A 14,045-nucleotide genomic window follows, 5' to 3' on the forward strand; every position below is an offset into this window, starting at 1 on the left:
GACCTCAAGTCACTAATGGAGGATACTCAATGTCTTCCGTTGTTTGTTTTCTGAACTTTTTTCCGCCTAGAAGAAGCGAAAACAGGGCAATGGCTATGATAAATCCATGGGCGCCTGCTTTTAATTGACAGCGTTTTGATTGCAGGACGTCCTCACCCACCCTGAAATCCTTTCTCCAGCCTTTGAAGCGTCTGCTTTTGATTGCATCCCAAATTCCATGAGTGAGCATGGCTACTCCCAACATTTGCGGAGAAGACAATGGCGCTTGCATCACTTTTCTTTGAACAAAAAGATCAGCTAAATCATGTTGCGCTAATAAAAACAAACCACTGGTTGCACGAGGGTTGCATTCGATGATGTATAAACCGCTACTCGTGCGGATAAAATCAAAAGCAATTTGCCCGGTAAAATTATATTTTCTGATAAAAGCCTCGCAGAAATGGCGAATATCCTCATCTTCAACCGGTTCAAAATAAATAGAAGCCGAATCATAAAGCCGATGTTTGGGCAAATAAGCCGTATGAGCGAGCAACTTCCCCTTAGAAGCAATACTGTAGCTGCAGTATTCTTTGCCTGGCAGATACTCCTGCATCAACCAGCCACCAGAATGAGATTTTTTCAATTGCTCAAACTGTATGGAGCTTATATTTTTATAACAAGCCGTACCGAATCGTGAATAAATCTGCTTGATCACTTTATTCCGAGTTTCCGCAAAAGAGGTATCCGTAGTCAATAATCTGGTTTTAGGTATCTGTATTGGTAAACCCTCCACCAACTGCAATACCTCTTTTTTATTGTGCGCTGCAACCAACAACTCAAAATCATCACAAAATACTTCTGTCCCTTGAGGTAAATCATCCTTTATCTGCGCCACATAAAAAATTTCTTCGCACAAGGGAATAATTAAATCAATTTGATATGTAACACAAATCTCAATCAACTCTTCCTTAAATACTAAAGGTTCAAAGCGCGGTGAAGGTAAAAGACGGTACCCCCTGCTTCGTTTCGCAAAACGAACCAAAGGATATTTACAACTGTCCGCACAATAAACCTCATAACCACTGGCGCTCAGATTATTTAATAAAGTTAAGCCCACAGGAGTTCTTATACCGGTTAACAGGATTCGTTTGACCATAATCGTTATACCAAAGTAGCCACATGAATATCGAGCCAGAATTTCCTGGCTTTTTCGCCGCCTCTAATCACTTGCTCCACGTCATTACCCTGAGCTTCGTCACTTAATTCCTTTAAACGCTGCCCATGATCTTCATCAGCAACCAGATGAGTCATGATGAATCTGGATTGTCCTGGCTGCAAAGCAAGTCTTGCAAAATGAGGCATGAGATAAGGCTTGATATGGCTGGCTATGTTTTCCAGGACATACATGGCACCCACATATTCAAACTGGTCATCAGGTGTAATACCCATCCAGTACTCATGAAAAGCCACAGGCTCAGGGGGTGAATCATCACTAGGCTCAGTTCCCATGTTTTGCAGATCAGCCTGTGCTAATCGATAATGGTATTGTTCCTCTTCAGCAAGCTCGCTAAACACTTGTTTCAATTTGGGATGAAGGGCTTTTTCGGCGGCAAATTTCAATCGGTCACCACTTTTTAAAGTGTAATGAAACATCATATTCAAGAAACGCCGGTATTCGTCCATCCCTGAATCAACAAAATGGACACTTAAATCCTGCGCCATAGAGTGACACATTGCATCAAGTTTTTGAGTTGCCTGGCTGTGCTTTTTTTCATCTGTCATAATGTGGCCTTATCGTTAATGATGGGAAATAAATGGTGACAATGAGCTAATATCTGCGATTTTTTATTAAGATGCTTTTGAGGAAGTTCGGATAACAACATGACTCCTCTTTGCAGCATGCCGCCTTTTTCGGGACGTCCGGTAAATACTGGAACTGGCATTGCCTTATCTACTGACCAACACTTCCCTGTATGGGTCAGGGATAACTGTAAAATAACGCCTGTTTTGCAGGCCAAGGTGGGCATAATCGATAAAAAATTACCTAAGGACCAGGCAATCATCCCCAGCTTTGCCGCCCCTTCTCTTTCAACTTGTAAAGGACAGGCCGGATCAAAATGATTGATGGACACATAATCAATGGGTTGTAACACATGGGGTGAATGGCCAATGATGACATCAACGCCCAGTTCTATTAACGTCAGGGCATGGTCACGCTGCAATTGATCAGGCCAATATTCATATTCATAACCCCAATGAGGGTAAAAAATAATGAAATCACAATGCGCTTTTAAATGGTGCAACGTCTTTTTAATCCGCTCCCAATCCGGTGATTGATGGCTGTTACCAAAATGCTGGACAGGAATACTTTGTGGTGGCGCAGCCCCTGCTTTCAAATGATTGATACCAAAAGAGGCTGAAAAAACACCTATTGTTATCCCGTCTAACGATACGATTTGATAATCTTCATCAACCCCAGCTCCACCAATACAATGAAAACGAGCATCTTTTGCCAAAATCGCCTGGCGAGTGGCCTCCAAACCCTCTACTCCCTGATCAAGAGCATGATTGTTACATAATGAAAACAGGTGTTGGCTTGATGCAGGCAGTCCTTGCCAATTATCAAGGTACTCAACAGGTGCATTATAATGAAAGGTTTCATACACCAGTCGCGGAACCGGTTTATTGGGTGCAATAGGTGTTTCCATATTGTTAATGGTTAAAGAAGCCTTACTCAATACATCTTTTACTCCTGGTGAAAGGGCATTTTGCCATCCTTCACGAATCCACATGATGTCACCCACTGCAGCAATATTGACATGACGCTCTGGGCAGCCCGTGTTGGCCGCAAGATAATTTACCGTCCATTGCCGCATGGCCTGATAATGCTGAAAGTCAGTTAGTGTAAGCGGATCACATCTGTGCTTAAAACTCTTCCGAATGTACGCCCAGTTTAAATCCCAACGCCATAAAGGCCAGCGCTGGTATTCATAACGAATGTGCTGATACCACTTCATGTCTGGCGTCATAATAATACTTCCGGACCACGTCTGAATGCAGACCACCATATTTTTGCATAACCCGAATAAACCGGTGCTTTTTCCTTCGCTAACAAAGGCTCCAGTTCCTGATGGATTTGTTTTAAATTGTAACCGGGCACTCCGGGAAATAAATGGTGTTCAATATGATAATTCAACCCATTCCAGATATAAGTCGTGAAACGATTTGATTTCACAGTAGTTGCCGTATGCAAGGGATCGCCCTTCCACTGGTTGCAAAAATGATCCGCAACTGATTTAAGACCATTCCATGGAGAGGTAAGTAAAATGGGTAACAACCAGCACTGCACCATGTGTTGCTGCCAGTTCAACTGGCAACCCAGCCACCAGATGAAGCCTAAAACTGAAACAAGCACGGCAAGTTGCAGGCAATGCCTCAGGATTTGCTGGCGGTTATACTGTTGCAAAGGATAGAGTAAATTAAAATGGATTATGGCTAATGGTGCACCAATGAGAAAGACCCCATAATACATGAAGTTCAGCTTCAGAGAGGCTTCACCGGTATTGTACGCATCAGGATCTTTCTCCGTCCTGTTATAGCGATGATGCAATACATGGCCATGACGTGCCGGCGCATAAAGCACCAGGAAAATAAAGGATAAAAAATGCCCGAAAAACGCATTCAACTTGCGACTGTTAAATAAATTGTAATGCCAGGCCTCATGAATGAGCTGGATTAGCCCATTGATAAAAAAACCTAACAGCAAGCCAACAATGAGTTTACCCGGCCAGGAAAGCTGTAAAATCAATGCGGCTCCCGCTGCCCAAATACTAAAAAGGGTGATTATTTTCACTACTACATAAGCTGTTCGCTTTTGCCTGGCTCGTTCAATCAAAGCAGGCGATATCCCCCAAAACCGATCTTTATCCATAATGCAGACCTCTAGAAATAAACGTAACGTGGCACTCTTTTTTGATAGTGCAGATAGGACATACCAAAACGCTTGTGTAAGAATTGCTCTTCAATCAGCACCAATTGATGAATAAGAATAGAAATCAACAAAAGCGATAATAAAACAGGTATGGTACAAGCCCAACTTGAAACTACCCAGAGAAAGAGAGTAGAAAAGACATAAACCGGGTTTCTTGAATAGCGAAAAATTCCATGCTCCACCAGAGTGCTCTGCTGTTGCGATGTCTCACTTTCCTGACCGATACGAAAGGCACGTCCCATAGCAAATTGACAATAAAGCATGCCCAGAAGACAGATTGCAGCAAGAGTCAGCCCCCAAAGAGGTGACATATTTATAATGGGTTGGTTCATTGGCAGACTACGAAAAGAAGCTGAAGTCAGAAACAAAGTCATTAGCGCAAACCAGACAATTACCGGTAAAGCCAGCCATTGCGACATTTGCTGATGCCGATTAGGTTGTTTTGTCTGATAGCAGATAAGCGGACTTTTGCCGTAACGAAGCCTGTAAAGCATTGACGAGCCGAATTGCCCAAAAAGCAAATGCAGGCTGATAAAAAGCAGATAAACATACGGATGCTGTAAAACTGAAAAATCACTCATGTTACCACCCTGTCGATAATAGAATCCCTGGTTAAAAAATCAATAATGTATTGGCTAAATTGTTGTTGCACCTCTGGTGGCCAAATACCCTCAAAACAACTGAGATTGATGTGCATGTTATCCTGATATATAAAGCCATTCACTCCCCAAACCGGGGTATGTGATCTGACATCGAGCAAATTAAAAGGTTGTGGTGGCGTGATAAGATGACTCACTTCCCCCATGAAGGTAATGACCAGACTACTGGAGCGATGGTTACCTAATAATTCTTGTGGTGCTGCGTGATGCATGCTGGACTGGCTGGCTATTTTGCTTGCCAACAGGCATTCCAGGGCATTGGCAATATAGAGTTCGGAACGCAGTTGCTGTTTGAATTTAGCTTCTATTACCTGAATCATTCTTTGTGGATTGGCGTAAAACAGGGAGCGCATTTCCTGTAAATCAAATTCCACAATTATTGCAGAACAGGCGTTGCCAATACTGGTAAATGATAAATTAAATGGTTGGCGAACATCCACTGGAACGCGAAGCCTGATGTTTTTGCTCACATCCTGATCTTCCAGGCGGATGATTGCGGCTAAAATGGCTGCGTAAAATAAAGACGATGGTTTCAGTTCGGCTAACAGTCCCTTATTCACTTTAAAAGATAAGAGCGTTGGTAAACCAATATGTTGTGCTTCATGTTTTAAAGGTGAAGCTCTTCTGGCCAATTGCCGGTTTTCACTTTTGGCTAATTTTAAGAATTGGCCTGGTTGTTTTAATATGCGCTTGATTATCATCCCATCCGTTAATTCAGGCTGGCTGATTGGTGTTGGATTTAATGGAGCAGAATGAAGCGCATGCTCCAGGATTTGCCAAAATCGTTTAATCAGTAAAATGACGGAATGCCCATCCCCTGCCCCGTGATGAAATTCAAGAGTGAGAAGAGAAGCCTCCTGACCATGATCACTAACCGCACCATAGCTTAATCTGACAGGTAAATCGGCCAGCGAATTGTCACGGTTAGCGAGTATCTTTCTGATCCGCTCATTGGTAGAAAAAAGCTCCCTGTCATACGGCAGTTTGATTCGTGCCTGAATCGTAGCAAAGGATTGCTCATGCCACTGTTGTGCATCCTTAACCCAAAGGCTTCTCAGTCTTGGTGTTTCAAGAATAAGTTGCCTGAAACTCTGCACAAGCACTGTTTCATCTATGGGTTTATCAATGACCAGAAACAAACGATTCCAGATGGGAGCTATAGACCCATCCAATTTCATTAATAATCTGTCGACAAAATTTGCTGTATAAGAATATGCCATTGGGCCAACCATTCCTTCGTTGATTTACATGCGATCTTCATATCACTTAACCAATCCCCTAACTGGCTTTGATACGGTTTAATACGTTGAAATATCAGTTCATCATCCTGATAAATATGCGGCCTGATGCCGCAGGGGAAATAACCTTGTCGCATTAACAAGGGCGCTATATCTGCCATTAATGCATAGTCACTCATAGGAACATGAATCAAATCTGTTTTGCATAGAGCAAAGGGAATGTCTCGGACTTTTTCGCTGGAATCCGGGTGAAAAATAATGCGTCTTCGTTGCAACTGAATGCATGGATTGTCTTCTATTAAATGCAACCCGAAGGAGCAGGATGGCGTATGGGATGAACCACAAGGTTTCAATTGTACCGGTAATCCCAGCCTTGTATAGGCGTCCTGAATCCAGTTAAAAAACTCATGAGGAACATAGGCTGTTTTTACCGGATAAATAAAGGGATTTAAAACGGTGGTCATAATTAAACTGTGCATTTGCCTGCTGTCTGTTTGTATCCCTTGTAATCGTTCATTTTCAACATAATTCATGATCACACCACATGCCTGAGCGCGCATGTATTTTTTGGCATAACGTTGCGCCAAAGGATGCCATGTAGTGCACTGCTGATGGATAAAACTGTATTTTTGTGCCAGGGACAGGAATGCATTTTGCCACTCCTGGTGAGTATCGGATACAGTTGCGGCCAGATTGGTGTATGGAAGACGGAACGAAACACCGGATTCAGCGTAATCGCCATCCTGTTCTTTCACCCAAAAACCACTGTGACTGACTAAACGACGATCCGAGGTAAATTCTCCATATGAAATCAATTTTCCACTTTGCAATAATGCTGCAAATTCACCCTTGAGATACAAATTCTGATAAGAGTAGCTCTGGCCATAAACTGCGGTAAGCAATTCAATAAACTTTGCTTCATCCTGAGGGCGCAAGCGTCTGATGTAGGGTTTTAAAGTGTGCTGACATTCTGATGCAATGCTCATAAATACAACTCCTAAATCAGATTGGTGATTGACATAAAGACAGGAGATTGGGTCTGTAAGGACACCACATGTTTGGGTTGCGGTTCTTCACCGGGCAATAAATCCAAATCAAAATTTTGTAGCAGGTTAACCAGCATGGCTTTTAATTCCAGCATGGCCAGATTAAGGCCAATACAAATTCTGGGACCATTTAAAAAAGGCAAGAATGAGAATTTGTGGGGTAGTTTTTCGACGAATCGTTCGGGATCAAAACTATGGGGCTCTGACCAATAATCAGGGTTGCGGTGGATGCCGGCTATATTAAGAATGACAGTGGCCTTAGCAGGTATGGTATAACCCATCACTTCATCCGTTTGAAGACAAACCCTGGGTACTGCCGGAAATGGTGGGTAAAGCCTTAAAACTTCTTTTATCAGGTGATCAAGTAAAGGCATTTTCATTAAATGTTCCATAGTAACCAGGCCATCATGACATACCTGATTAATCTCTTCCCTGATCTGTTGCCGTATTGAAGGAAACTTTGAAAGTGTAATCAAAGTCCACATCAGGGCTGTAGCAGTGGTCTCATGGCCGGCAAAAAGGATTAAGGCAGCTTCTGATATCAACTCTTTTGAAGAGAATAAAGCGTGGTTTTGCTGGTTTAAATGCTGTTGCATTCTGGTGATGAAATTATCAGTGTCTAACCCCTGGCAGTTGGACATGATATTCATCAGTGTGCTGTTAAATTCTTTTTGTCTGCGATTAAATTTGGAACTTAATTTGGGAATAAAAGGTAATGCCCACAATTTACGCTGATTCACCAGCAAATTGGTGAAGTAATCAATATGGTGTGCCAGTTGCTCAATTTGCCCTTGCCCGATGTTGGAACCGAACATCAGTTTGGTAATGACTTCCAAAGTCATTGAGGTACAGAACTGATTCATATTAATGCGCTTTTGTGCCTGTATTACATTAATGTAGTTTTGGGCAGTCTGATTAATGTCGTCAAACATGTTCTGAATCGACTGATGATGGAATAAGCCCGCCATCAGTTTGCGGTGTTCGTTCCAATAGTCCAGATCATTAGTGGTAAGAATATTCTTGCCAATAACGTGTTCAATCATGTTATAAAAATTATCTTTTGGGTAGTTGGCGATATTATCTTTAAGGATATGTTCTGCAATGTGCGGATCATTAACAAAAATAATTTTTTGCCAACCCAGTTTGTATTGGCAAACTGGTTCATCGGAAAGACTGCATAAAAAATTGAAACTGTCAGAATTTAAGATTTTGAATAAATCTAAAAGCCTTAAACGACACTGGGGAATTATTTTTGCTTCTTCTTTTACAAAGTTCATATGCATCCGACCACCAGAACAAATTAGAAACACCATAGATTAATTTCATTCAGGATATTACCGTATGTTGTACGATAATATCCATCAAATAGGAACAAATGATACAAGCGCTGCAGAGTGAAAAATACCGTATAAATTACCGTAATGTGTCGCAGAACATCGTGTCAAGAAATACCACCGAGTAAATACAAGACGGTAGCCCGGTCTGCTCGCAGCCGGGATGGATTATGTAAGACTTTGATTTCGTTTCACTACATCAAGTCCACGTCGTCCTGAGCGCGTCTTTTTTGCGCGAAGGATCTCCTGAAAGTATGGTGCCAGTATTTGGAGATCCTTCGCGCAAAAAGACGTGCTCAGGACGACGTGTTAATTGATTTCTTTTTGAAATTAGAGATAAGCTTTATAAATAAGGATGGAATATATGTAAATCTGGTAAGATTATATTTGGTGCCCAGGGCCGGAATCGAACCGGCACGGACTTTTGGTCCGAGGGATTTTAAGTCCCTTGCGTCTACCTGTTTCGCCACCTGGGCAATTGACGATTTTGGAGGCTGAGGCCGGAATCGAACCGGCGTACACGGCTTTGCAGGCCGCTGCATGACCACTCTGCCACACAGCCCCATTTTTGTATCTCTTTAATGCTCTAAAAAAAAAGCGACTTTGTCGTCGCTTTAATTTGGAGCGGGAAACGAGACTCGAACTCGCGACCCCAACCTTGGCAAGGTTGTGCTCTACCAACTGAGCTATTCCCGCGTCTCTACGGGGTGTGATTCTACCGAAATTAAACTTGGTGTCAACACCAATTTTAATTTTTTTTCATTAACTCGGGCCACGCGATGCCCAAGTAAATAACCATAGACCAAATCGTTAAAATTGCGGACACATACAGGAGAATAAATCCGCTGAGCCCCCACCATGAATCAACCGGATTGAAAGCAAGCAATAAAACCAAAGCGATCATTTGGAACGTTGTTTTGACTTTACCAATATATCCCACTGTAACACTTGCACGCCGTCCGATCTCGGCCATCCACTCCCGTAAACCGGAAATAACAATTTCACGGCCTACGATGACTATAGCGGGAATAGTAATATAATTAATGTCTTTGGCGCCGACCAATAATAACAAACTGGTTGAAACTAATAATTTATCGGCAACCGGATCAAGAAAAGCGCCAAAAGGAGACATCATTTTCAGTTTTCGAGCCAAATAACCATCCAGCCAGTCGGTGAACGATGCCGCAGCAAAGATTATTGCTGCGGTTAAATGAGCCCATTTAAAGGGCAAATAGAAAATCATGATAAATACAGGAATAAGAACAATGCGCAGCAAAGTTAATAAATTGGGTAAACTGGTTAAGGTACTCAAAGCCTGATACTCCCTTTTACATATTGGGCAACTGTATGAAGTCCGCCAATTTCTGATAATCATCAAATACTGCCAAAGCACCTGCTGCCATGAGAGAAGCTTCTTGCTGATGATAAAAATCCACGCCAATGGCGTTAACATTGATTTGTGCCGCCATTTCCATATCGGTTGACGAATCACCTATCATCAAGGTGGATGAGGCACTACAACCAAATTCATCCATAATTTCTTCCAGCATTTGCGGACAGGGTTTGGCTGGAACCTGGCCTGCAGAGCGGGTAACCTTGAACAATTCATCCAGCCCCGTGGTTTGGAGAGCCCGCAACAAAGACTGATGGCCCTTATTAGAGGCAATGGCCAGATCTATTCCTGCATCGTGTAATTTATGGATAAATTCCAACACCCCAGGCAGCAAACAGACTTCTGAGGGGCGTGAAATCATTGCATGCTGAACGGCTTGCAATAATTGCTCATGCTGAGTCATGGATAGTTGTGGCAAGAGTTTTTTAATAGCCTGAACTAAACCCAGTTCCACGTATTTTCTGGCTTGGTTAGGATCTATTTCACCAAAACCGAGCAGACTGGCCTCATTTGCCACGGTGTGCAATATTAAACCCAAAGTGTCTGCAATTGTTCCTTCCCAGTCAAAAACCACTAATTGATATGGATTACTCATTGCTCACTATGCTCCTTGCACGCAAATTTTTCAGTGTTTCAGCGAATCGGTTATCCAGATTTGCCTGAAACAGCTGTTTTACGCCATTCAGATTAAATTGAATGGCTCTCGCGTGTAAATAAAGACGACTGTGGTGATTATCTATCCCTTCCACTTCTCCTGCAAGAGATCCGTACTTTTCATCACCAACTATAACATGCCCCAAATGTGCGCTGTGCACGCGAATCTGATGCGTACGGCCTGTTTTAGGGCATGCTTCAACCCAGCATGCCTGCTTGTAATTCTCCAGAAGTTTAAAGTCAGTTTCAGAGGCTTTTCCTTCTTCCTTTACGGTAACAACTCTCTCACCGGATTTCAAAGTGTTTTTTTCCAGAGCAGCGGTCACTGTAACTTTCTTTTTACCTTCCCAGGGATGAGTTAATAAAGCCCAGTAAGTTTTTTGAATTTCACGAGCTTCCAGCAAAGCCTGAATGGCTCTGAGTGCACTTCTCTTTTTGGCCAGCATCAGACAGCCTGAGGTTTCTTTATCCAGGCGATGCACTAATTCCAGATACGATAAATCGGTTCGGGTCTTTCTTAATGCTTCAATAACCCCCAGACTCAATCCGCTGCCACCATGCACTGCAATACCTGCCGGTTTATTAATTACCAAAAGGGATGGATCTTCAAAAATGATACATTCATTAAGCCGTTTTGCCAAAGCATCACCAACAAAAACTTCTTTAGCTTCTGAGGTTCGGACAGGAGGAATTCGTACCATGTCTCCAGCATGCAAACGCGAACTGACCTGAGCTCTTTTTTTATTGACGCGAACTTCGCCACCTCGAATAATTCTGTATATATGACTCTTGGGGACACCCTTTAAAATACGAATTAAATAATTATCTAAACGTTGCCCCTCTTCTTCATCACTGATTTCTTTATAACTTACTTCACTCATTGTCAATAAACCTGTTTGCTGAGCGTGAATTTTTTGATATAATTATATATCGCATGGGAATACTCCCTAGCGACCGAATTATAACGCATAAACAGAGAAAAAGTTTAAAAGTCGATTAATTATCGACAAAGATTTGTCGTTAACTCACTAAAGTACCTGTAAATTCCCTGATTTTTTATCAAACATAGAATAAAAAGTCACCAGAATGAAGTTATTTTAATTGATTTGCTGACAAATAAATAATGAAGTTCCTTTTCAATCATGTGAAAAGAAACTTTTAAAGAAAAACAAGATGCGCTTCCATTTAAGTCGAAGATATAAGGAAGCGACCCAATACCAGAGCTAAATTGATAACTATTTCGACAGATACCTGCGCATGCCAGACATGCTTTATACCGATTACGAATTATTTACGGGCTTTCGCACGCCTCATAAAAAGGCTTTTACTTTCCCCCCACTTAATACGTAAACAGTACATTTCACAGTGTGCACCTCAAATTATTCAGGTAACATGCGTACGGTCTGTCCACAAGGTCATGGGTCAGCTTAAAGATCATATCCCTAATCGTTCAAAGAGAGTGTTTACCAGCACCAGACTTGGACTATCAGGATAGGCGTTATCTGCATTTCGCCAGAAAGAGTACCTGATGTTGATTGCATTTCACGAGCAAATCAACACGCTGGTCTCAATCAAAAAGAGATGAAGATAACCCCTGTATATTGAGCCTTACACTATCTCGGCTTTCATGTCGGCGCCCTAATTATGGGGTCACAGATGGAAAAAATGTTAATTAATGCAATGCAGACTGAAGAAGTTCGTGTTGCACTTATTAAAAACAATCATTTATTTGACCTGGATATTGAATGTCCAGGAGAAATCAAGAAAAAAGGTAATATATACAAAGCAGTAGTAACACGGCGCGAACCAAGCCTTGACGCCGTTTTCGTGGAATACGGTTCAAAACGTCAAGGGTTTCTCCCTCTTAAAGAAATTGCTCCTGAATATCTGAGTAAAAATCCCGAAGATTTTGGTGATGACAAGCCACCAATTACTACACTAATACGCGAAGGCCAGGAACTGTTAATTCAGGTTGACAAGGAAGAGCGTGGAAATAAAGGCGCGGCATTAACCACTTTTATCACTCTGGCGGGTTGTTATCTCGTTCTGATGCCAAACAATCCTCGTTCTGGCGGCATATCACGACGCATAGAAGGTGATGAACGCGATGAATTACGTGAAACCTTAAATGCCCTGACCCTGCCTGAAGACATGGGTTTGATCATACGTACTGCAGGGGTTGGCAAAAGTCAGGAAGAGTTACAAGATGACCTGAACATGCTGTGCAACCAATGGCAATCCATTCAAAATGCCTATAATGAAGAACTGGCTCCTTGCCTGATTCATCAGGAAGGTGATGTCATTATTCGCTCAATACGTGATAATCTGCGTAAATCCATCAGTGAAATTATTATTGATGATCAAATTTCCTATATTAAAGCGAAGCAATATATAGAGCGCGTAAAACCTGAATTTTTGCCTAATTTGAAGCTGTACAATAACAGCGTACCCCTATTTAATTTCTATCAAATTGAAAGTCAGATTGAGACAGCGTATCAACGTCAGGTAATGCTGCCATCTGGTGGTGCTTTGGTTATCGACAGGACTGAGGCTCTGGTATCTATAGACATTAACTCAGCTAAAGCAACTGGCGGTTCTGATATTGAAGCAACAGCCTTAAATACCAATCTTGAAGCTGCAGACGAAATTGCACGCCAGTTAAGATTGCGTGATTTAGGTGGCCTGGTGGTGATCGACTTTATCGATATGAGCTCCAGCAAGAACCAGCGTGATGTTGAAAATCGTTTAAAAGAGGCATTACAAGCAGATAGAGCGCGTATTCAGGTAGGCCGTATATCTCGCTTTGGCCTTCTGGAAATGTCTCGTCAGCGCCTGAGGCTTTCTTTAGGTGAAACCGCACAGGAAATTTGCCCACGTTGCGAAGGACGCGGTACGGTTCGCAATATTCAATCTCATGGTTTGTCTATTACTCGCCTTATCGAAGAAGAAGCTTTAAAAGAGAAGACCGCTGAAATTCAAGTACAGCTACCAGCCGAGATGGCTACTTTTATCATGAATGAAAAGCGGGATTTTATAAAAAACATTGAAAAAAGACATGGCGTCAGCGTAGTGATTATTGCGAATCCTTACTTGCAATCACCACAGTATTCAATTACTCGCTTAAAAGAAGACAACGTAGGTAAATCGAAAAAGCCAAGTTATACCCTGATTCAGCAACCTGAGTTGCAGGTTACCAACAGCGATAATGAAGCCATACCCCATGATGAACCCGCAGTTAAATCATTTGCTGAACATAAAACAATAAAGCATCCTCAAAACAGCTTTATCAAACGCTTATGGACCAGTCTCTTTGGTGGGCATTCTGATTCTTCCACAGCAACTTCAGAGCCAGTACGCAAGCACCATAATCGTAACCAAAACCAGTCCAAATCAGGCGGCAGAGGCCAACAGAGTGGTGACAGACGTCCAAATAACCAAAACCGCAGACGTCGCCCAGGTGGTGGAAATAATCAACAACAACGAAGCAATACGGGTAATGCTGCTGCGAATGCGAACGGAAACAGCAACCAGAATCCGAATCAGAACCAACAGCGAAGAAGATCTAACCCTAACCAGCAAAATCAGGGTGGACAGCACAAAGCAAATGCGGGTAAAAATGAAGGCAACAAAAGAAGAGAACCTGCATTAGCTAAAGAACAAGCTGAAAAGTAAAACCTAAGAAGGATCTCCCAGTATTCAGGAGATCCTTCGCTACGCTCAGGACGACGTGCAGTGCGGTCGTGGATGATCT

General features: G+C 42.3%; 12 protein-coding genes and 3 tRNA genes. 1 reads left to right on the forward strand and 14 read right to left on the reverse strand.

Features of this window, described 5'->3' with window-relative positions:
- Positions 1–4: 4 nt before the first annotated feature.
- The 14 genes from B094_RS15920 to B094_RS0108140 form a co-directional block, all read right to left on the reverse strand.
- A complete protein-coding gene (locus tag B094_RS15920; RefSeq protein WP_018577304.1) occupies positions 5–1,135 on the reverse strand; it encodes an ATP-grasp domain-containing protein in 1,131 nt (376 codons plus the stop codon).
- A 5-nt stretch (positions 1,136–1,140) separates the two neighbouring features.
- Positions 1,141–1,761: an iron-containing redox enzyme family protein gene (locus B094_RS0108080; protein ID WP_018577305.1), complete on the reverse strand. Its 621-nt coding sequence runs from the start codon at positions 1,759–1,761 to the stop codon at positions 1,141–1,143.
- Positions 1,758–3,008, reverse strand: coding sequence for a CapA family protein (locus tag B094_RS0108085; protein WP_018577306.1), 1,251 nt, complete (start codon positions 3,006–3,008; stop codon positions 1,758–1,760). Before B094_RS0108085 ends, B094_RS0108080 begins: the two co-directional genes overlap by 4 nt.
- Entirely contained in the window at positions 3,005–3,910 is a 906-nt protein-coding gene (locus B094_RS0108090) for a fatty acid desaturase family protein (protein WP_018577307.1), read from the reverse strand. Before B094_RS0108090 ends, B094_RS0108085 begins: the two co-directional genes overlap by 4 nt.
- 11 nt (positions 3,911–3,921) lie before the next feature.
- Entirely contained in the window at positions 3,922–4,551 is a 630-nt protein-coding gene (locus tag B094_RS0108095) for a methyltransferase family protein (RefSeq protein WP_018577308.1), read from the reverse strand.
- Positions 4,548–5,849, reverse strand: coding sequence for a non-ribosomal peptide synthetase family protein (locus B094_RS0108100; protein WP_018577309.1), 1,302 nt, complete (start codon positions 5,847–5,849; stop codon positions 4,548–4,550). Before B094_RS0108100 ends, B094_RS0108095 begins: the two co-directional genes overlap by 4 nt.
- A complete protein-coding gene (locus tag B094_RS0108105; RefSeq protein WP_018577310.1) occupies positions 5,807–6,853 on the reverse strand; it encodes a hypothetical protein in 1,047 nt (348 codons plus the stop codon). Before B094_RS0108105 ends, B094_RS0108100 begins: the two co-directional genes overlap by 43 nt.
- Positions 6,854–6,864: 11 nt before the next feature.
- Positions 6,865–8,190, reverse strand: a complete 1,326-nt coding sequence (locus tag B094_RS0108110) for a cytochrome P450 (protein WP_162263951.1) — start codon at positions 8,188–8,190, stop codon at positions 6,865–6,867.
- A gap of 445 nt (positions 8,191–8,635) precedes the next feature.
- A tRNA-Leu gene (locus tag B094_RS0108115) sits at positions 8,636–8,723 on the reverse strand.
- Between the two features lie 12 nt (positions 8,724–8,735).
- Positions 8,736–8,809 (reverse strand) — tRNA-Cys (locus tag B094_RS0108120).
- Between the two features lie 58 nt (positions 8,810–8,867).
- A tRNA-Gly gene (locus B094_RS0108125) sits at positions 8,868–8,943 on the reverse strand.
- A 52-nt stretch (positions 8,944–8,995) separates the two neighbouring features.
- Entirely contained in the window at positions 8,996–9,559 is a 564-nt protein-coding gene (gene pgsA, locus B094_RS0108130) for a CDP-diacylglycerol--glycerol-3-phosphate 3-phosphatidyltransferase (protein WP_018577312.1), read from the reverse strand.
- Between the two features lie 16 nt (positions 9,560–9,575).
- Complete coding sequence (locus B094_RS0108135) at positions 9,576–10,235, reverse strand: HAD family hydrolase (RefSeq protein ID WP_018577313.1); 660 nt, start codon at positions 10,233–10,235, stop codon at positions 9,576–9,578.
- Complete coding sequence (locus tag B094_RS0108140) at positions 10,228–11,175, reverse strand: RluA family pseudouridine synthase (RefSeq protein WP_018577314.1); 948 nt, start codon at positions 11,173–11,175, stop codon at positions 10,228–10,230. Before B094_RS0108140 ends, B094_RS0108135 begins: the two co-directional genes overlap by 8 nt.
- 775 nt (positions 11,176–11,950) lie before the next feature.
- Here B094_RS0108140 and B094_RS15925 point away from each other — a divergent pair.
- Positions 11,951–13,966, forward strand: a complete 2,016-nt coding sequence (locus tag B094_RS15925) for an Rne/Rng family ribonuclease (protein ID WP_018577315.1) — start codon at positions 11,951–11,953, stop codon at positions 13,964–13,966.
- Positions 13,967–14,045 lie beyond the last annotated feature (79 nt).

The organism is Legionella shakespearei DSM 23087 (assembly GCF_000373765.1).
Classification (GTDB): Bacteria; Pseudomonadota; Gammaproteobacteria; order Legionellales; family Legionellaceae; genus Legionella; species Legionella shakespearei.